This window comes from uncultured Bradyrhizobium sp., assembly GCF_947648125.1.
Taxonomy (GTDB): Bacteria; Pseudomonadota; Alphaproteobacteria; order Rhizobiales; family Xanthobacteraceae; genus Bradyrhizobium.
Map to the genome: position 1 here is coordinate 91,676 of NZ_CANSMR010000014.1, position 19,708 is coordinate 111,383.

The following is a 19,708-nucleotide window of genomic DNA, read 5'->3' on the forward strand; positions in this document are numbered from 1 at the left end:
ATCTTTAAAGCGTGCATATTTTGAATGACTCGGATCGTCCCTTTTGTTATGGCTAAGCCCATGGAATCACCGACGAGTCTGACCCACGGGGCCTATGCGAAGCTTCGCTCGCAATTGCTGGCATGCCGCTTCGCGCCCGGAGAAAAGCTGAAGATCGACGATCTGTGCCGCCGCTTCGAGGTCGGCTCGAGCGCCGTGCGCGAGGCACTGTCGCGCCTCGCATCAGAGGGTTTTGTGGTCAGCGAACCGCAACGAGGTTTCCGTGTGGCGCCGTTGTCCGTCGACGCCCTCAGCGACCTCACAAACGTTCGATGCAGCATCGAGGCGCTGTGCCTTCGGGGTGCCATCGAGAAAGGCGGGATCGAGTGGCAGTCACAGGTGGTCGCCGCGCTGCATCGCCTGTCGCACACGCCGGTATGGGCAGATAAGGCCGCGCGACGCTACAGCGAAGAATATTCGCGGGCTCACGAGATTTTTCATGAAGCGCTCGCGTCGGGCTGCGGCAGCCCCTGGCTGCTTCATTTGCGCGCGACGCTTTACAATCACTCCGAACGCTACCGCGCGTTTTCCGGTCCTTTGTCCAAGGTGGACAGAGACCTGGACAGGGAACATCGGGAGATTGCGGAAGCCACTTTGGCGCGGGACAGCGAGCGCGCCGTCACGCTGATGAACCAGCACCTGCAAATGACCACGAAGGTCATCCTCGATTCCGTATTGGTCGGTAGCGAGCCGGCTCCGCGATCTGTAAACGCGAAATCAGGCGAGGCTCACCTGCCTGAAAGCCAGCCGCGCAAACGCGGCGCGCCCGTCTGACGCGACGTCGACGGTGGACGCATGCATGCTCTGACAAAATCCTCCGCCGCCGACCATGGCAGCGACAAGTCGATCTAGGAGTTCTGTGGAGGAGACAGTGTCAGTCAATCCCTATTGAAAGATAAGGCATAATAGAGCCTTTTGCACCGAAACCCACCAACTGAGCCGCTGCCGAAAGCTCGTGTTCGGCGTCCAGTCTCTACATGAAATCCATAACGGCTCGCGCAGGTATCTGGCCTCAGTGCTGATCGCCGTCATCGCGCTTCACTCCGGACGGCCGCTGCCCAATAGCCCCGGATCCCATCCTGCCGTGGTCGCGCCGGCGCGGTAGGTGGACTCAAGGAAGGTCAGCAGGTCGCGTTCGGGCTCGCCGGACTGGCGCAGGTCATCATAGTCGAGCAGGAACTCGCCCATGCCGGTGTCCCAGCGAGCGGCGGCCGGACCGACCTCGGCGTTCTCGATGCCTTTCGGTTGCGGGTACGTGAAGGAGTAGAACGCCGGCCTTGGATAGGATGCATCGCCCGACCACCATCCCATCTCGATCAACTCCGCATTCATCGCGTTACGCCGAATGAAGCCGATATCTTGCGCGGGTGCGACGGGCTTGCCGTTGTAGAACACCACGCGAATATCCAGCGTCCCCCACATCAGGCCGATGGGTTGCGTCTTGCCCGTGAACCGGCCCTGAAAGACCTGGAGGACGCGTTGCGTGCCGAGGAGGATGCGCCACCACGCATTGACCAGGTCGCGATCGTACGGGCGCTGTTCCTTGTCCTCGTTGAACGGGATCGGACCGGACACTTCCTGCGGCAGGAAGGTGATCGAAGCGTCAATGCCGGCGTGACGAAGCTGATCGAGCAGAGCATCCACGAGCGCGGCAACGGATGTCGGCCGCAGCGGCAATTGTCCGGATGCGCCCGAACTCGTGAGCCACTGCAGCTCGTGCGAGATGAAGTCCGCGCGGACCTCGTAAACACCGTCGGCATAACGGATCGGGCCGGTGGTCAGCCCGCGCGCGCTGAGCCACAATGGCACCTCGGCCCATTGCGCCTGAAACGGTTCGGCGAGCTTCAGCTTGCCGACCGCCTGCAACGCCATGTGCAGAAGATATCGCGTGGGCGCGAAGGCCGGGCTGGAAAGCGCCGGCCAGAAATCGGAAGTGCGGCTGCCAGCAGTCATGGCGTGTCCTCACACACGGCACCTGGACGGCCTGGCAGCTGGCTCGATTCAACGAACCTTCGCTGCCATGTAGCCTGCTCCAATGCGCCGCTTCCAGTTAGCGGTTCGCATCAAGGTTATCGCTTATGACCTTGTCGATTACCCCTTCATTATGCTGGATGAACTCGTCCCGCGACATCCCGGAGGCCTGCCACAGGGCCTGAAGGCCAGCGTCCCTGTGAAGCCATTCGTTTCGGGTCTGATGGTCGATCTTATGCCGCCGCGCGTCCTGTGATCCGTGGGAGGCTTTGTCATGATCCTTGGACATTGAGGTTCCTCCTATGTCGCTATCAATGACATTCAACGTCGCGCTCAACTGGATTGTTCGAACCAACAGGAGTTCCGATCCGCCGGAGCGTCGAAAGTCCTGATGGCAAAGAATGCGCCAACTTGAGCACCGAAACAATGTCAATGGCTTGGCAGCGTAGCGCCTCGCGACGACAGACGTTTTGTCCGCGCCGTCGAGGACAGGCTGTCCATCGGCGATGCATGCACGCGCTCGGCATCTCTGCCGCAGAGGGACTTTTCCCGAGCCTAGTCGGCCTCGTCGAGAGGCGGCCGGGGCGCCTGAAAGCCGTGCGCGTCCGCGAACCGAAGCGCCTCGACAATCATCGTCTTCATGGCCTCGGGTCCGTCATCGTGTGTGATCTCATACTCCAGGAGGAACGAGGCAAACGCATCTTCATCGATCTTTTCGAGCGCGTCAGCGAGTTCATTCATCGTCATAGAGCACCTCCCGGACTGCGACCTCACCTTGATATGCTAGTTCAGCGTATGCTCCCGGCAACGACAATCCGAAGACAAACGCATCGCGTTTCTACCGCGGTGCGCCCCAATAGGCCCGCAGCGGCAGGATCGCTTCGAAGTTTGCCGAGCCCTAACGGACCGGCCTATCGCGCATCGCGAACCCAACGCCCGATGCTTCCGTTGTCGCGACCCCGCGCCGACGTGCTTGCATAAATGGCCGCGCAATTGAATATTCGTTGCGCTGTTTGCAATGATCAGGGCCATGCCGATGAACGCCAAGCTGGAGCCGCGCCGACTGCACTATTTCATGGAGGTGCTCAATAGCGGCTCCGTGCGCGGCGCCGCCGGCGCGCTCGGCATGGATGCCTCGGCGGTCAGCCGTGCACTCGGCCTGCTCGAGAGGGAGTATGGCGCGCGCCTGCTCGAACGGCGAGGCCGCGGCGTTGCGCCGACCGACGCCGGCCAACTGCTGGCCGCCTACCTGCACCGCCAGCAAGGCGAACGACAGGCGCTGCTCGCTCAGATGGACAGCATCCGCAAGGTCGAGTCGGGTCATATCGATCTCGTGACGGGCGAAGGTTATGTCGACTGGCTGGCCAAGAGCAGCCTGTGCCGCTTCATGCAAACCCACCCAAAGATCACGATCAGCCTCGACATCGGGAGCACCGACGAGATCGTGCAGCAAGTCGTGGGAGAACGCGCGCATATCGGTGTCCTGTTCAATCCGCCTCGCGACGATCGACTGCGCTCGCATCATTCGCAGCCGCATCCGATCAAGGCCGTGGTGCCACGCGGGCATCCGCTGACCCAGCTCGGTCGGCCGCTCAAGCTCGCCGACCTCGCACCCTACCCGGGAGCCGCAATGCATCCGAACTACGGCCTGCGCCAGCATGTCCAGGCCGCTGAAATCAGCGAGGGCGTCCGCCTCGATTTCGCGTTTACGACCGCCTCGTTCGATGCGCTCGCCCATTTCGTGACCGCCGGACTTGGCTATGCGCTGGCATCGCGCCTTGCGATGACGGAGGCCGACGCCGCCAAGGTGGTGGCGCTGCCGATGAAGAACGCGCTGCTGCATCGTGGCCGCACCCACGTGGTCTCGCGTCAGGGACGTACGTTGCCGCCCGCCGCGATGCAGCTGCTGCGGATGATGGTCGGCGAGATGCGATCACCGGGAAGCAGTGTGCGGTAGACTGAGGCAGGCCGCGCCTTTTGCGACCTCAATCGCGACGCGTCGTTGCCGGAAACCAGATCGCGACCTGCGGAGGCGGTCGAAACGGCTTCCAGCTGCCCGTCGGCTGGGCGAGGCGATCGGCAATCACCCACAGCGCCGGCGCGTGAAAGCCAAGCCCAATGTGCGTCGTGTTCACTTCGACGTTTTCGCGCTCCCCACCCTCCTGCTCCAGGCAGGCGCGCCACGCCACCACGCCATCGGTGCGGGTATAGATCGATGTTGTCGGCACGGGAATCGGTTGCGCGAGGCGACTGATCCGCTCGGTGGTCGGCGGCTCGTATTTCTGGCCGGTCAGAAGCCGCCAGATCGCGCGGACGTTGCTCGCACCCGGAGCCGCAAACGGACTGCCTAGCGTGATGACCATCCGCACCGCCGTGGGGATCTGCCGCGCAACCTCGCGCGCGATGATGCCGCCGCGGCTCCAGCCGACCAGACTGACCTTTGAGCCGCCCTGCTTTTCGAGTTCGATGACCCGAGCCGCCACGGCGGAGAGGTCAGCGTCCGGCGCGCGCACATTGCGGCCGCGGCCCCAGCCATGAACCTGATAACCGAGGAATTCGAGGAATGAGCGTATCGCCAATGTCGACCGGTCGTCGGCGCCCAGCCCGGGCAGAACCATGACCGGATGCCGCTGCCCGCGCGGCGCAGTCGCCAGAAGCGGCGCCGCCACGGCAAGAAGCGCCGGGATGTCAAGAAAGCCGCGCCCCTCCCCGGCAAGCAGCGCGAGCGAGGGTGGTTCGACGGTCTGCTCGTCACGTCCCATGAGTAACGTCCCTTGTTGATGGTCAAGAGTAGCCCCGCAACTGTGCAGCGCCCGGCGAGCACGAGACGTCAATTCGGCGGCGCAGTCTTTCCGAACACCCCGCCGATGGCCCGCAACAGCCAACTCGGCTGATACTTGATCCATTGGACCGCCAGCTCGTTGGCAACCCCTGCGACATGCACCGGCTTTCCCGCCATGCAGGCGCGATAGCCCTCCTGTGCGACGGTCTTCGCATCCATGATCATCATGCTCGGCAAGTTGCCGAGATTGGTGCCATGGACCATTCCGGTGTCCGTCACGCCGGGACACAACGTCGTCAGCGTGATCCTGCTGCCGCTCAATTCCTGGGACAACGCCTCGCCGAAAGACAGCACATAGGCCTTTGACGCGGCATAGACTGCAAGATTTGGCACCGGCATGAACGCCGCGACTGACGCAACGTTCAGGATCCGTCCACTGTTGCGCTCGAGCATCGGCGCGAGGAAGAGACGAGTCAATGCCGTCATGGCGACGACATTGACCTGCAGCAGCCGCAACTGGTCATCGAGGCCGATCGCGCTGACGCGTCCTTCGAGCAAGAGCCCGGCATTGTTCACCAGCAAATCGACTCGCACGCCGGCGTCCTTCAGCGAATCGTACACCGCCTGCGGCGCCGACGGCTCGCTCAGATCGGCGGCAACGATGGTCACCTTGGTGCCGTGATCGGCCTTGAGCTCGCGGGCGAGCTCCTGCAGCTTGTCGCGACTGCGCGCCAGCAGCACGAGGCTGAAGCGATTGGCCGCGAGCACGCGCGCGAGCTCGAGCCCAATGCCGCCCGATGCGCCGGTCACCAGCGCGCATTGACCTTCATTTCCGCTCACCGACATGAGGCGCCTCCCTTCGCTGCCAGAACGGTTCTGCGCAATCCACGAACGGCGCGCGCAACAAGCCGCCGCCGCGCCAGACGACGTTCGTCGCGCCGCGCCAGCTCGGCGGGCGTGCCGGCGCAGTTCCGGTCGGCAGCATATGTGCGGGAGAACCGTTCGATCGCCCGCAGCAACGCCTGGGCCTGCTCGAATTGATCGGCCGTTTCCTTCACCTCGCCGAGCGACTTGCGCAACGGCTCGAGCACCTCGATCCGGTCAACATAGCTCGACAGCCAGGCTTGCGGATCGCGATTTTGCAACGCCGGCATCACGTCACCGAACGATCTTGGCCGATCGCCATGACGACGTCGAAGGCGACGCGCTCGACCGGCTGCAGTCCGTCGACGGTTCTGAGGATGTTCCGCGATCGATAATAGTCGACCAGCGGCGCGGTCTGCTCGTTGTAGGCGTCGATACGCAGCTTGAGCGTTTCGTGATTGTCGTCGGCGCGCACCGCGCCGCCCTGCTCTCGCGCTTCACGGGCCCTCGCCTCGATCCGGTCCAGCAACACCGTCTCGTCGGCCTTCAGCTCGACGACGTGGTCGATCGCAAGACCCTCGGTATCGAGCAGATCGTCGAATCTGATCGCCTGTGCCATCGTCCGCGGGAAGCCGTCGAGCACAAAGCCACGCTGGGCATCCGCTTGCGAGATACGTTCGATCACCGCGGCGATCACGAGCTGATCGGGAACGAGGCCGCCGTTCACCATGATATCCTTGACCTTCCGTCCGATGCAGGTGCCCGCGTCGACCGCAGCACGCAGCATGTCGCCTGTCGAAAGGTGCGGTATGTCGTACTCCTCGACCAGGCGCCTCGCCTGCGTTCCCTTGCCCGCACCAGGCGGCCCCAGCAGAACGATCCTCATCGCATGTGTCCCGATATTCGCTTGATCACCGGCAGCTTTCCGACGGAGCGTCGAGCAACCCGGCTCCGTGCGAGCCGGACCGCTCGAATTGTCGTCACGCCATCGCCAGGCGCGCACTGGGGGCAGGCCGCATCGACAGCAGCAACAGCAATCCCGACAACACGTAGAGCGCCATCACGAAGTACATGCTGTAGATGTTGTCGCCGGTGCTTCGCACGATCAACCCGTTGATCGATGGGCTGATCGCCGGGCCGAGGTTGCCGAGACTGCTGATCAGCGCAAGCCCTCCGGCGGCGGCGCCGGTGGACAGATATTCGCTGGTCAGCGCGAAGAACAGCGGCGTCGCCGACGCAATTCCGATCACTGCAAAGGACAACGCGAGGATTGATCCGACGAGGTTGCCCTGCAGCATCGTGGTGATGAACAGGCCGAAAGCGGCGATCGCGACGCAGGCGGCATAGTGCCAGCGGCGCTCGTGCCACTTGTCGGAGTGACGGCCGATCAGGATCATGCCAATGACGCCGGCGGCGTTCGGAATCGCGGCATAAACGCCGACAAGGAACAGATCCTTGACACCCCAACTTTGGATCAGGGTCGGCATCCAGAACACCATTGTGTAGGTCGCGCCGAGCAGGAGCAGATAGACGAACGACAACACATAGACCTTGGGGTCCTTCAGCATCTGTCCGAACGTTCCCGACGGCTCGCTCTCGACGTCTTTCTCATCGTGCCGGAAGGCGTCTTCGAGCAAGGCTTTCTCGTCCTTCGAGAGCCACGCGGCCCGCTCGGGCTTGTCCTCGAGCAAGGCGTAAACCAGGATGCCAAGAATCAACGCCGGCAGGCCCTGGACAAGGAACAGCCACTGCCAGCCATGAAGGCCGCCGGCACCGTCGAGATACTTCAGGATCGAGCCGCACAGCGGGCCGGCGATCACGGATACGATCGTTGTCGCCGACATGAAGGTCGCGATCACCTGCCCGCGCCGCACCGACGGATACCAATAGGTGAAGTACAGGATCACGCCGGGAAAGAAGCCGGCCTCGAACACACCGAGCATGAACCTGACGATATAGAACTGGAACGGCGTCGACACGAACATCATGGCGGCTGCGGCGAGCCCCCATAGCACCATGATGCGCAGCAGGGTCTTGCGCGCGCCGATCCGCTCCAGGAGCAGGTTGCTCGGCACCTCGAACAGAAAATATCCGACGAAGAAGATGCCTGCGCCGAGACCGTAGACCGCGTCGTCGAACGGTAGCGTCTGCTTCATCTGCAGCTGCGCATAGCCGATATTGATGCGATCGAGATAGGCGATCATATAGGCGATCAGCAGAAGCGGAATCAGGCGCCAATCGATCTTCGAGAACAGGGATTTGTGCGCCGGACTTTCCAGTACCGACAGCGATCCCTTTGCGGCGGGTGGGTGCATCCTGGTTTCCTCCGAATGTTCTTTTGATACCGACGCCGTGCGAGAGACCGCGGTGGCGTTCCCAGCTCCGGCGATGTGACGCGTTGAAGGCCCGGGCGCCTAGCTGGCCCGGCTCGCCTTGTCGTTTGCGGCAGCCGGCGGCACTTCGTCTGGCTGGATGAGCGTCACCGACGCCGCGGCCGCCGATGCCGCCTTCGATTGAGCCGCAGCTTGCGTCGTCAGCTCGACGATCTCGGCCTCGACCGGAGGCAGGGCTTCGATCGCGCGCAAGGCCGCCCGGAGGTGCTCGATCATCTCGTAGGACTCGTCCTGCGTGAGCACACGCCGGCACGCGGTCAGGCCGAACTCGAGCAGGCCCGCATAGCTGTGCACCGTGATGTTCAGCGCGCTGCCGTGATACGGGATCGAGACCGGGAAATAATGCACCATCCGTGCGCCGGCCATGTAGAGATTCTGCCCCGGTCCCGGCACATTGGAGATCAGTACGTTGCCGGCTGCCGGCATGCGGCTGGCGAGGTTGGAGCGGCCAAGCAGTGAGGCGAGCCCGGTCATCAGCCACGGCGAACCTGTGATCGGCACATCGACACCGAGCACCGGCTTGAGTTCGCGCACGACCGCCTTGGCCGCCTCGGATGACGCGTGGATCGCCTTGAAGCGGGTTGGCAGGTCATCGATGTCGGTCGCCAGGTCGACGCGTACCGCCGAGACCTGGTTGTTCATCGCCTTGTCGCCTTCGGCGCGCAGGCTAACCGGTACCATCGCGATCAGGGCTTCCTTGGGCAGCAGACCGCGCTCGGCGAGGAAGCGTTGCAGCGCGATGCTGCACATCGCCATGACAATGGTGTTGACGGTACCACCGACACGTTTGCCCAGGACCTTGATGTCGGCGAGCGGCAACGACATCGTGCTGTAGGAGCGCTGATTGGTGATGGAGTCGTTGAACACCGTCTTCGGGGCCAACCCGAGGCTGAGCGAGCGCTCCCCCTTCTGCGACCGTTGGCTGGCCATCACGGTTGCAGCCGTGCCGAGCGCCTTGGCCGCTGTCGGCAGGAGTTCCGCGAGCTTGCGATATTGCTGGGCCGCGTTGTTGGCTGCCGCCTGCAATAGCTCGGTCACGCCGAGCTGGTATTGCGCGGCGGCGCGCTTGCGCCGTGGCGGCGGCACCTCGCGCATCTTGGGCGAGACATCATAGAGTACCTTGGCGAGTTCGACACCGGCCTTGCCGTCGACGCCGCTGTGATGCGCCTTGGTGTAGAACGCGACCTGGCCGTTCTCGAGGCCATCGATGACATACATCTCCCACAGCGGACGGCTGCGGTCGAGCAGCGAGGCGTGCAATCGCGCGACGAGTTGCTCGAGCTGTGCCATGGTGCCTGGCCGCCGCAAGGTGACGGTCCGCACGTGGTAGTCGAGCTCGATATCATCGTCCTCGATCCAGACCGGCTCCGCGAGCTGGAACGGCATCTGCGCCAGTTTGCGGTTCAGCAATGCCGAGAGATGGAGACGCTTGCCGAGCATCTCCTTGACATCCTCGTAGTAGTCGCCCTGATAACCCTCGGGGAGATCGAAGATCATCAGGCTGCCGACATGCATCGGCGTTTCCGGCGTTTCGAGATGCAGGAACGATGCATCCATGCTGCTGAGTTGATCCATTCTTCCCTCCCATGACATTGTGACGGCGATTGCCGTCTTGATGACCGTACGCCGATATCTCGCGCGTCACGGTCATTGCATTACGGCCGGGCTGACAGCTCTGCGCCGCTGCCGATCCGGTTCACGCAGGCGATCTCAGGCCTGCGCCCGGGCCGCGCGTTCCTCCTCGTCGTACAGCTCCTTCTTCGAAAGCTTGCCGACCGCGGTCTTCGGCAGTTCGGCGCGGATTTCGAGCGCCTGCACCATCTCGTGCTTGCCGAGCTTGTCCTTCAGGAACGCCTGCAGCTCTTCGAGCTTGAACGGCTTGGCATCCGCCTTCAGCTTGATGAAGGCCTTCGGCGACTGGCCGCGATACTCGTCGCGGATGCCGATCACGGCGACCTCCTCGACCGCCGGATATTTGTAGATCGCCTCTTCGAGGACGCGCGGATACACGTTGTAACCGCTGCACAGCAGCATGTCCTTGGTGCGGTCCACGATGAAGATGAAGCCATCCTCATCCATGTAGCCGACGTCGCCCGTGCGCAGGTAGCCGTCCGCGGTTGTCACCTCGGCAGTGGCGTCCGGCTTGTTCCAGTAGCCCTTCATCACGTTCGGGCCCTTGATGCAGATCTCTCCGCGCTCGCCGAGCGGAACATATCCGCTGCTGTCGTCGACGTTGAGGAACTTGATGACGATGCCGGGCATCGGCATGCCGCAGGAGCCGGCCTTGCGCATGGCGCCATGCTGCGCCGGCGTGTAGGTGCCGCTCGGCGAGGTCTCGGTCATGCCCCAGCCTTCGCTCAGATTGCAGCCTGTGATCGAGGCGAATTGTTGCGCCACCTCGAGCGGCAACGGCGCGCCGCCTGATCCGCAATATTTCAGCGCGCGCAGGCTGTGCTTTGGCGTCTCCGGATGGTTGATAAGCGCGGTGAACATGGTCGGCACCCCGCAGAAGACGCTAACCGACTTCGCCGAGATTTCCTCGAGCGCGGCTTTCGGATCGAACCGGACGTGTTGGATGATCTCCGCGCCCATCAGGACGCCGAACAGCACGTTCACGGAAAGCGCGTAGATGTGGAACGGTGGCAAGACAGCGAGGAAGCGCTCCTGCCCATCGACCAGCACCGGCGGCGAGCCGGCCGTCGTCGCCCGGTACTGCTGGCACGCGCTGGTCAGATTGGCGTGGGTGAGCATCGCCCCCTTCGGCAGCCCTGTCGTCCCGCCGGTGTATTGCAGCACGGCGATGGTCTCGCGCGGATTGTCGATCGGATAGGCCTGGTAGGCACCATCATTGTGGGTCAGCTGGCCGAAGCTGATGTGGTGATCATCCCAGGCGACTTCGCTCAGCTGCTTGGCCGCCTTCATCTCGTTGACGACGGTGTCGGGGTCGGCCGTGATCTCGCCAAGCGAACCGACCACCAGCTTCTTCAACCTTGTCTTGCCCAGCATCGCCGCCATCTGCGGATAGAGCGAAACCATGTCGAGCGTGATCAGGATATCGGTCTTGCTGTCCTCGATCTTGTGTTCGAGCACCTTGGCGGCGTCCAGCGGCGAGTAATTGACCGCCGTGCCGCCTGCCTTGAGGATGCCGAAAAACGAGATGATGTAGTGCGGCGTGTTGGGCAGATAGAGGCCGACATGAACGCCCGGCTTCACGCCGAGGAGCTGCAGGCCCTTGGCCACGCGATCGGTGAGCCGCCCGAGCTCGGCATAGGTGATCCGCTTGCCCATGAAATCGATCGCGGGACGATCCGGCCATTTGGCAACGGCATCGCCCAATATCTTCTGCACGGGTCCGGCAGCGATCTCGATGTCCCAGCGCACCCCGTCGGGATAGGATCGGATCCAGGGCATGTCGTTCATGAGATCTCTCCCTTCTATGGTCTCTCGGATCAGATGGCGGTCACGCCGCCGTCGACCGCGATGGTCTGGCCGGTGATGAATGCGCAGGCATCGGAGGCGAGCAGCGCGGCGACACCCTTGAGATCTTCGGGGCCGCCCTCGCGATTCATCGGCGCCATATGCGCGGTTGCGCTCTGGTCTAGCTGCGCGGTCATCTTGGTCGGGAAATAGCCCGGCGCGATCGCGTTGACGTTGATGCCGAGCGGCGCCCATTCATTGGCGAGCGTGCGGGTCAGGTTGACGACCGCGCCCTTGCTCGTGTTGTAGGCCAGCGTCGGCGTGCCTTCCGGATAGCAGCCGGTAAGGCCCTGGATCGACGCGATGTTGATCACCTTGCCGCTCCGCCGCGGCACCATGCAGCGGCGGCCGACCTCCTGGGTGGCGATGAAGATCGCAGTTACATTCAGGTTGATCACCTTGTTCCAGCCGTCGAGCGTATGCTCGATCGTGGCGGCACCCCAGGAAGTACCGGCATTGTTGACGAGGATGTCGACCGGGCCCAGCGCGGCCACGACCTGCTCGATCATCGGCGCGATTGTCTCCAGCCTGCCCATGTCGCAAACCACCGGAAGCGCCTCGATGCCAAGCCCTTTGAGGTGAGCAGCCGCGACATCAAGCTCATCCCGCTTGCGCGCGGTGATCGCGACCTTGGCGCCGAGTTCGCCCAGCACCTCGGCGATCTGAAGACCGAGACCTCGCGATCCGCCCGTGACGAGCGCGACGCGACCTGTCAAGTCCTGCAACTTGGCCAGACTCATGGCTTTCCCCCGATTGTTGGCGCCTCACACGCGCAGCACTACTTCGGCTGCAACAGCTTCTGAAGGTTCGTAAGGTTCTCCTGCATGCGCTCCTGCATGACCTTCCAGGCGTTGTTGCGCGCCTGCGCCTCCAGCTGCGACAGCTCGCGGAAATCCGCGACCGCCTTCTCCACCTGCTGCCTGGCGGTCTCCGTCTGCTTCGTCATGGCTTCACCGCTCGCGAAGCCCTTCATCGCCGCCTGCCACTGCGCGAGCGTCTCCTGCAGGATCTCGTTGCGACGGCTGACCAGCGCCTGGATGCCTTCGTAGGCCTGCCGGTTCGCCTCCACCAAGGCTTCCATGTCCTTGCGCTGCCACTCGACCAACGCGGCGACATCGAACCCGGGCAGCGCGAACTTCTCGGCCATTTTCTTCAGATCCCCGAGCCACGGCATCGCGCCCGTGCCACCTGCGTCGGATTGCCTGTCATCGGTTCCCATCGACGTCCTCCCTCTGGTGCTTGGCTTGCGGCAGCGAAATGCCGACCCGTGGACTGCGCGTCAGGCCGCCGGCCAGCGCGGCCGAAACAGGGTGAGGCTGTCATCGGCTCGATCCGGATCGGGGTACACCATGCCGCGGAGACCGCTGCGGTCGAACGGCGACCATTCATTCTCCCCCAGCGCGAGGCGGTCCGCGATGGCGTACAGCACGGCCGGATTGTGTCCGAGCCCGCAATGACTGCCTTCGACTTCGATGTTCTGTGTCCGCTCAGCATGCTGCTCGCGGCAACCCCACCACGAGACGATGCCGTCGGTGCGTGAGTAGATCGCCGTGCTCGGGACCGGCGGCGGCAACTTCATCATGTCCCTGTCGGGCCAGTCGTCGACCTGGCGCTCGCTCAGAATCTCGTAGAGACGCCAGGCATTGCTTGCCTTCGGCTCGTTGGCGAACGGGCTGCCGAGCGTGATCACCTGGCGGACCAGATCCGGTGCGCGCCGTGCGATCTCGCGCGCAAAGACGCCGCCAAGGCTCCAGCCGATCAAGCTGACCTTGCGATTGTATCGCTCGGCGAGCTCGGCCAGCCTTGCGTCCATGGCAGCCTCGACGCCGGGACGCGGTCCGCGATTGGGTCCAAGCTTCCAGCCATGGACCGCGTAGCCCTGCGCCTTCAGGTAGGCGCGCAGCGGTCGGGTCGAGATATCGCTGGCGGAGAGCCCCGGCAAGACGAGGACCGGATGTCCGTCGCCGCGCGGCGCGCGGCGAAGCAGCGGGTAGCTTGCGAAAAACGCCTGCAGCTCCCAGATCCCGCGCACTTCGAGCGCGAGCAGCAATTGCGACGGCGGCGCAGAGCGGTCGACGACCGTATTCATGTCAGAATGTCCCCTCCCGGATCACGCAGCGCGTCCCGCACGATCCGACATTTTATGATTACTGCCTTGCTCCGCGAACGGCTCCATGCGGACCCGATCGCGCAACCGCGTATTTTCTTGGTCTCAAAACGCTATCGAGCGCGTCGGACCCGTAAAAGGTGCAATTGGCCCGCTTGACCGGTTAGTTTGGGACATCCGCCAATGAATCTTGCGCGCCTGCTGCGATGCTTGATGCTCGGCCATCGCGGAAGTCCGAAGGGCTCTTACCGGTCCAGCGGGCAAAAGCGTGGCGGAAGTTCGCCGCGTCGCTGTAGTCAAGCCGCGCTGCGATCTCGTCATTGGTCATTTGCGTGTAGCGCAGATAACCGACCGCGAGCTGCATGCGGACCTCGGAGACGATCTGCCGATAGGTTTTCCGCTGCAGTTGCAGCCTGCGGCGGAACGTCCGCGGATGAATCATGAGCTCCGCCGCCATTGCCTCGATACTGGGGAAGCGGCCGGGATGCTCGACGAGCCGTCGCCGGATGTCAGCGGCGAGGCCGTCGTCCCGCGCGACATGATCGAAAAGCTGATCATAGATTCGGCCTGCCATCGCCCTGGTCATCTCGTTGGGGCAAACCGCCGGATGGTCGATCCAGACCGCGTCGAATTCCAGCGCGTTCTTGCACTGGCCGAACTCGACTGGACACTGGAAGATGTGATCGTATGTCCCAGCATACGGAGGCGGTGCATAGGCGGCGCTCAGCTTCGAGAACCGGAACGAGCTGCCATAGACGTCACGGCTCAGCGTCTGATAGGTCGCAAAGGCGAACTCGAGCGCGAACCGATAGACGTCATCGGCCGGATCGCGCGAGAGCAAGGGCTCGAGCAGGCAGCTCACAGTATTGCCCTTGCGGGTGAAGTCGATGTCGGCGACCGCTCCAAGGATGCGACCGTATTTGGCCGCGAAGTCGATGACTTCGGGTCGAGTCGGGCTGCTCAGCATGGCATAGCCATACATGCCGTAAGCCATGACATGCATTCGTTCTCCGGCGCGAAACGCGATCGCCGGATCCCGCGACAACCGCATCGCATTGCGAAAGACCGTCTCGACCTGCCGATAGGAGACGCGTACCGATGGATCTCTCAGATCGGCACTCGTCAAATTGGCCCCGCCGAGCGCGCGCGACGCGGAGATGCCGTCCTCGGCCAGGACGTCCACGACCGCAGCGATCCGTTGCGGCGAATAGCGACGCTGCAAGAGATTTGGTGACGGGTGATACACGAGCTTCCTCGTCCGCCTTCCACGCCTGTTTCCGGTCCCGCAATCCGGGAGGCTAGTAAGCCGGACCAGCCAGCGGAAGGTTCGATTGATCGCGTTTGGAGGTGAGTTCCGGACAAGACCGGCCAAAAGAAAGACCGCCGAGGGAGGCGGTCCAGGTTGGGAGAACGCGATCGCGAGCGCAACGACGGCGCCGAGCTTACGCGCGCTTCGGCCGCACAAAAGGTTCGATTGAACCAGTTTGCCGGTGAACTACGGACAGGGCCGGCGAAGCCGCCCCCTAGGCTGTCGCGGGGTCTAAAGACCCTCGTCGCCCCGGAATTCAGATGGATTCCTGCCGGTCCAGCGCGAAAAGGCGTGGCGGAAGTTGGCCGCGTCGCTGTAGCCGAGGCGGCTCGCGATCTCCTCATTGGTCATGCGCGTCTTGCGCAGATACTCGATCGCGAGCCGCATGCGCACCTCTGCGAGCAGGCCGCGATATGAAGTTCCCTCCGCCTCGAGCCTGCGCCGCAGTGCGCGGGGATAGATGTCGAGCTGCTCGGCGATCGCCTCGATACTTGGATAGCTGCCCGGCTGCTCGATCAGTATCCGACGGATATCGGCGGCAACGCCGCCGGCGCGGTTCACCTCGCCGAGGATCTCCTCGCACATCTCCCGCGCCATGGCGTGGGTACGCGGATTTGCCAGCGCCCGCGGGCCGTCATTGCGTACGTATTCGTATCCGCAATGATGTTGATTGAACAGGACCGGGCATCCAAAAAGACCGCGATACGCCGCGGTGGACGGCGGCGGTGCATAGTCGAGCAGCACGCGCGAGAACCCGAAGCCCTGACCGGAGCGGTCGCGAATGGTCGTCAGATGCGCGGCCAGTGCGAACTCCACCGCGAAGCGATGCACACTCTCGGTCGGATTCGGCCAGTGCATGGGCTGGAACGTCGCCACCACCGTCTCGCCATCATAAGAGAGGCCGAAATCGCAGAACGGACCCACCACGCGGATATATCGCGCAGCGAAGTCGCGGGCCTCGGCGTGCGTTGCGCTGCTCAGCAGCGCGTATCCGTACATGCCATAGGCGGTAACATGCATTCGCGCTCCGGAGCGCAGCGCGATGGCGGCGTCCCTTGCCAGCCGCAGCGCATTGCGGATCACCGTGTCGAGCTGCCGATAGGATATTCGCGTCGTATGGGACTCGAGCTGGCCGATCACAAGCCCGGTGCCGTCGAGAACCTCAGATGGATCAATACCCTGCTCGCGAAGCTCGGCCGCGATGGCCGCGATCGAATGCGGCGGGAATATTCGCTGCGCGAAGCTGGGTTGCATTCGGCTCGGCGATTGGCTTGCGTGCGAGTCTTGCCTAGTCATTCCGATCGCATGTCCCTCGCATTCCGCGCGTTCCTGCTCCACGATTGATTTACCGCTCCAAACGTAAGCCCGATCACGTACGCGACGCAATGATCGGGTGCCCGCGCGCTGCACGCGCCGCACTCCGCGTCCGGAAGTCACCCGGTCGGCGGTCCAATCGCACCTTTCTCCGCCTCGCGGGATCGCTAGGCTCGCGATGCCTTGCTCGACAACCGGCACGCAGCCGGAGGGCCGCACGGACCACGGCAAGCGCTATCAAGGGAGGAGCGGATGCGACGGGAGGACATTCTCAAGCAGCTGACGACGCCAATCGGCTCCCCGGCATTTCCCCGCGGACCGTTTCGCTTCAACAACCGCGAATACCTCAACATCCTGTATCGCACCGACATCGAGGCATTGCGCGCCGTCGTTCCCGAGCCGCTGGAGATCGACGATCCGCTGGTCCGCTGGGAAATCATGCGGATGCCCGACACCTCTGGTCTCGGCGACTACACCGAATGCGGCCAGGCCGTCCAGGTGCGCTTTGGCGACGAAAAGGGTGAGTACCTTCACGCGATGTACCTCGATAGCCTGCCGGCGCTGGCGTCCGGCCGCGAAATCAGCGGCTATCCCAAGGTGATCGGCAAGCCGAAGCTCTACATCGATTCCGATACACTGGTCGGCACAATGGATTACGGCAGCCTGCGCGTGGCCACCGCGACGATGGGTTACAAGCACCGCGCGTTGGATCTCGAAAAAGCAAAGGCCGAGATCTGCGTACCGACCTTCATGCTGAAGATCCTGTGGACCTATGACAGTCCGAAGCCGGCGGGCGAGCCGCGCATCTGCGAGCTGCTGCGCTCCGAGATCACCGACATCACCGTCAAGGGCGCCTGGACCGGCCCGGCCCGGCTGGAGCTGTTCGCCCACGCATTGGCCCCGATGGCCGATTTTCCGGTGCGCGAGATCGTCGCGTGCAGCCACATCATGACCGACTTGACGCTGTCCCGCGCCAAGCGTTGCCACAACTATCTCGATCAGCCGCGGTAAGCGTACACGTCGGAGAAAGCCATGCCATCATCCGCAGATCGCGCCGCGGCGCTCAACCGCTATCGTAATGTGTGCGTCATAGGGGCCGGCGTCATCGGCTCCTCCTGGGCGGCGCTGTTTCTCGCGCACGGACTCAATGTCGTGATCAACGATCCGCAGCCCGACATCGAGGCCACGACCAAGGACGCCCTGATCAAGATCGCGCCGACATTGCTGAAGCTCGGCCTGCCGCATGAGGGGTTGGAGCGCAACCTGCGCTTCGAGCCGGATCTCGCGCGCGCCGTCGCCGGCGCCGACCTCGTGCAGGAGAACGGCCCGGAGAAACCCGAATGGAAACAGCAGCTCTGGGCGCGGATCGAGGCAGCGGTGCCGAGGCATGCGTTGCTGTTGTCCTCGAGCTCGGCACGGCCGGCCACCGAGCAGGCGCGGGAGATGAAGGATGCAAGCCGGCTGCTCGTTGGCCATCCCTTCAACCCGCCGCACTTGATCCCGCTCGTCGAGGTCGTTCCCGGCGAACACACCGATCTGCAGGCGACCGCCGACGCCGTGGCGTTCTACGAGGCGCTCGGCAAGGTGCCGCGCGTGCTCAAAAAGGAAATTCAGGGCTTTGTCGCCAACCGGCTCCAGCGCGCGATCATGCGCGAGGCTTGCTATCTCGTGCAGGAAGGCGTTGTCACGGTCGACGAGTTGGACGACATCGTCACCAGCTCGATCGGGTTGCGCTGGGCCGTGAACGGGCCGTTCAGCTCGTTCCACATGGGCGGTGGACCGAAGGGGCTCGAATCGTTCTTCCAGCACCTCGGCAAGAACATGGCCGCGTCGTTCAAGATGATTCCGCAGGTCGATCTCGACGAGGCGCTACAGCGCAGGATCATCGACCAGGCCGCGGTATCTTTCGGCAGGACACCGATCCCGCGGATGGAGCGTGAACGCGACGACACGCAGGTGGCGCTGTTGCACGTGCTGGCGGCACGCGACGGCAGGGATCGCACATAGTCGGCTCGGCCTTAGGGCTGCGCGCGCTCGCAGACACAGGCGGTCGCTCTTCTTTCGGAATCCAGACGAGCCTGGGGTGATCCTCGGGCATCAAGCGGAGACGGACTCACATGAGCATCTTCGAAGGTTTGAAGGTCATCGACTGCGGCAGCTTCATCGCCGCGCCAACCGCCGCGACACTGTTGGGAGACTTCGGCGCCGACGTGATCAAGATCGAACCGCCCGGCGCCGGCGACGCGTTCCGTCAGGTGCCGAAACTTCCGGGCATGCCGAGATCCGACCACCCCTATGGCTGGTTGCTCGATAACCGCAACAAGCGCGGCCTTGCGCTCGATCTATCGAAGCCTGAGGGCCAGGCGGTTCTGCATCGCCTGGCCTCCACCGCCGATGTATTCATCACCAATTATCCGCTCGCCGTCCGCAGGAAACTCGCGATCAGCTACGAGCGGCTTGCCGCAGCGAATGATCGGCTGATCTACGCATCCTTCACCGGCTATGGCGAGACCGGCGACGAGGCAGGAAAGCCGGGCTTCGATGTCACTGCCTACTGGGCTCGTTCAGGCCTGATGGACATGGTGCGGAGCGACGCCAGCACGCCGCCGGCGCGGGCGCTCGCCGGCATGGGCGATCACCCGTCGGGCGTTTCGTTGTTCGCGGCCGTTGCGGTGGCGCTGTATCAGCGCGAGCGCACCGGCCGCGGCACCCAGGTCGGCTCCTCGCTGCTCGCCAACGGCGTCTGGTCGAACGGTATCATGGCGCAGGCGGCGCTGTGCGGGGCGACGTTCACGCCGCGGCCGCCGCGCGAGAATTTGTTCAATGCGCTCGGCTGCTATTACCGCTGCCGCGACGGCCGCTGGCTGCTGCTCGCGATCGTCAACGAACAGCGGGACTTTCCGACCGTAGCGAAATGCCTCGGCCTCGACGACCTGCTCACCGAGCCGCGCTTTGCCAAGCAGGCCGATCGTTTCGCCCGTTCCGCGGAACTGATCGCTCTGTTCGACGCGGCGTTCGCGACACGGGACCGGGACGAATGGCGGGCCCGCCTCGATGAAGCAGGAATCGTCTTCGAATGCGTTGCCGAGATGGGCGACCTGTGCACCGACCGGCAAATGCTGTCGGCCGGCGTGCTGGTGCCGTTCGAGAACGACGAGATGCTGACCATCGACAGCCCATTCTTTGTCGACGGTGCAACCAAGGTAAAGCCGCGCAAGGCGCCCGCGGTCGGCGAGCACAGCACGCAGATCTTGCGCGAGGCCGGCTACGATGACGCGGCCATCACCGGGATGCGCGAAAGCAAGATCCTGGCATGATGCCCTGACCACGAGGCGACGCCTGCCGCCTTCATCGTGCGCATGAGAAAAGGCCGCGCCCTCGGGTGAGGAGCGCGGCCAGTCTCGAGGCGCCCGAACCGGGGGGCACCACAGCGGCGATGCGGCGCAGCTGGG

20 protein-coding genes are annotated in these 19,708 nt (G+C 63.7%); 5 read left to right on the forward strand and 15 right to left on the reverse strand.

The features are described from left to right. Nucleotides 1-60: 60 nt before the first annotated feature. Nucleotides 61-813, forward strand: coding sequence for an FCD domain-containing protein (locus Q0030_RS23620; RefSeq protein ID WP_298372200.1), 753 nt, complete (start codon nucleotides 61-63; stop codon nucleotides 811-813). A 264-nt stretch (nucleotides 814-1,077) separates the two neighbouring features. Here Q0030_RS23620 and Q0030_RS23625 read toward each other — a convergent pair whose 3' ends face one another. The 3 genes from Q0030_RS23625 to Q0030_RS23635 form a co-directional block, all read right to left on the reverse strand. Next, nucleotides 1,078-1,992, reverse strand: coding sequence for a DUF5996 family protein (locus Q0030_RS23625; RefSeq protein ID WP_298372203.1), 915 nt, complete (start codon nucleotides 1,990-1,992; stop codon nucleotides 1,078-1,080). A gap of 97 nt (nucleotides 1,993-2,089) precedes the next feature. Next, nucleotides 2,090-2,299: a hypothetical protein gene (locus Q0030_RS23630; RefSeq protein WP_212316660.1), complete on the reverse strand. Its 210-nt coding sequence runs from the start codon at nucleotides 2,297-2,299 to the stop codon at nucleotides 2,090-2,092. A 266-nt stretch (nucleotides 2,300-2,565) separates the two neighbouring features. Next, on the reverse strand, nucleotides 2,566-2,757 hold the full coding sequence (locus Q0030_RS23635) for a hypothetical protein (protein ID WP_212316658.1): 192 nt from the start codon (nucleotides 2,755-2,757) through the stop codon (nucleotides 2,566-2,568). Nucleotides 2,758-3,040: 283 nt separating this feature from the next. Between Q0030_RS23635 and Q0030_RS23640 the strand changes: the two genes are divergently transcribed. Beyond that, the gene (locus Q0030_RS23640; RefSeq protein WP_298372211.1) at nucleotides 3,041-3,967 is read left to right on the forward strand and encodes a LysR family transcriptional regulator; all 927 of its coding nucleotides are present in this window, start codon (nucleotides 3,041-3,043) and stop codon (nucleotides 3,965-3,967) included. A 28-nt stretch (nucleotides 3,968-3,995) separates the two neighbouring features. Here Q0030_RS23640 and Q0030_RS23645 read toward each other — a convergent pair whose 3' ends face one another. The 12 genes from Q0030_RS23645 to Q0030_RS23700 all read right to left on the reverse strand — a co-directional run bounded on the left by Q0030_RS23645 (nucleotide 3,996) and on the right by Q0030_RS23700 (nucleotide 16,196). Next, entirely contained in the window at nucleotides 3,996-4,772 is a 777-nt protein-coding gene (locus tag Q0030_RS23645) for an alpha/beta fold hydrolase (RefSeq protein ID WP_298372213.1), read from the reverse strand. Nucleotides 4,773-4,840: 68 nt separating this feature from the next. Next, a complete protein-coding gene (locus Q0030_RS23650; RefSeq protein WP_298372216.1) occupies nucleotides 4,841-5,638 on the reverse strand; it encodes an SDR family oxidoreductase in 798 nt (265 codons plus the stop codon). Then, nucleotides 5,629-5,946 (reverse strand): hypothetical protein, encoded by a 318-nt coding sequence (locus Q0030_RS23655; RefSeq protein ID WP_298372218.1) that lies wholly within the window; start codon nucleotides 5,944-5,946, stop codon nucleotides 5,629-5,631. Before Q0030_RS23655 ends, Q0030_RS23650 begins: the two co-directional genes overlap by 10 nt. Then, on the reverse strand, nucleotides 5,946-6,542 hold the full coding sequence (locus Q0030_RS23660) for an adenylate kinase (RefSeq protein WP_298372220.1): 597 nt from the start codon (nucleotides 6,540-6,542) through the stop codon (nucleotides 5,946-5,948). The genes Q0030_RS23655 and Q0030_RS23660 overlap by 1 nt, the downstream gene beginning before the upstream one ends. A 94-nt stretch (nucleotides 6,543-6,636) precedes the next feature. Continuing rightward, nucleotides 6,637-7,971, reverse strand: coding sequence for an MFS transporter (locus Q0030_RS23665; protein ID WP_298372222.1), 1,335 nt, complete (start codon nucleotides 7,969-7,971; stop codon nucleotides 6,637-6,639). 99 nt (nucleotides 7,972-8,070) lie between these two features. Continuing rightward, entirely contained in the window at nucleotides 8,071-9,624 is a 1,554-nt protein-coding gene (locus Q0030_RS23670; protein ID WP_298372224.1) for a wax ester/triacylglycerol synthase family O-acyltransferase, read from the reverse strand. A gap of 135 nt (nucleotides 9,625-9,759) precedes the next feature. Further along, a complete protein-coding gene (locus tag Q0030_RS23675; protein ID WP_298372227.1) occupies nucleotides 9,760-11,469 on the reverse strand; it encodes a long-chain fatty acid--CoA ligase in 1,710 nt (569 codons plus the stop codon). A gap of 29 nt (nucleotides 11,470-11,498) precedes the next feature. Continuing rightward, nucleotides 11,499-12,266, reverse strand: coding sequence for an SDR family oxidoreductase (locus Q0030_RS23680; RefSeq protein ID WP_298372230.1), 768 nt, complete (start codon nucleotides 12,264-12,266; stop codon nucleotides 11,499-11,501). A 38-nt stretch (nucleotides 12,267-12,304) separates the two neighbouring features. Next, nucleotides 12,305-12,745, reverse strand: coding sequence for a phasin family protein (locus Q0030_RS23685; protein ID WP_298372232.1), 441 nt, complete (start codon nucleotides 12,743-12,745; stop codon nucleotides 12,305-12,307). A gap of 60 nt (nucleotides 12,746-12,805) precedes the next feature. After that, a complete protein-coding gene (locus Q0030_RS23690) occupies nucleotides 12,806-13,615 on the reverse strand; it encodes an alpha/beta fold hydrolase (protein ID WP_298372234.1) in 810 nt (269 codons plus the stop codon). 181 nt (nucleotides 13,616-13,796) lie between these two features. Beyond that, a complete protein-coding gene (locus tag Q0030_RS23695; protein WP_298372236.1) occupies nucleotides 13,797-14,879 on the reverse strand; it encodes an AraC family transcriptional regulator in 1,083 nt (360 codons plus the stop codon). A 294-nt stretch (nucleotides 14,880-15,173) separates the two neighbouring features. Next, the gene (locus Q0030_RS23700; protein WP_298372239.1) at nucleotides 15,174-16,196 is read right to left on the reverse strand and encodes an AraC family transcriptional regulator; all 1,023 of its coding nucleotides are present in this window, start codon (nucleotides 16,194-16,196) and stop codon (nucleotides 15,174-15,176) included. A 312-nt stretch (nucleotides 16,197-16,508) separates the two neighbouring features. Between Q0030_RS23700 and Q0030_RS23705 the strand changes: the two genes are divergently transcribed. The 3 genes from Q0030_RS23705 (at nucleotide 16,509) to Q0030_RS23715 (ending at nucleotide 19,573) form a co-directional block, all read left to right on the forward strand. Beyond that, nucleotides 16,509-17,267 carry an acetoacetate decarboxylase gene (locus Q0030_RS23705; RefSeq protein WP_298372240.1) on the forward strand — a complete coding sequence of 253 codons (759 nt, stop codon included), beginning with the start codon at nucleotides 16,509-16,511 and terminating at the stop codon, nucleotides 17,265-17,267. Nucleotides 17,268-17,288: 21 nt separating this feature from the next. Further along, a complete protein-coding gene (locus Q0030_RS23710) occupies nucleotides 17,289-18,263 on the forward strand; it encodes a 3-hydroxyacyl-CoA dehydrogenase NAD-binding domain-containing protein (protein WP_298372242.1) in 975 nt (324 codons plus the stop codon). Between the two features lie 110 nt (nucleotides 18,264-18,373). After that, nucleotides 18,374-19,573 carry a CoA transferase gene (locus tag Q0030_RS23715; RefSeq protein WP_298372245.1) on the forward strand — a complete coding sequence of 400 codons (1,200 nt, stop codon included), beginning with the start codon at nucleotides 18,374-18,376 and terminating at the stop codon, nucleotides 19,571-19,573. Nucleotides 19,574-19,708 lie beyond the last annotated feature (135 nt).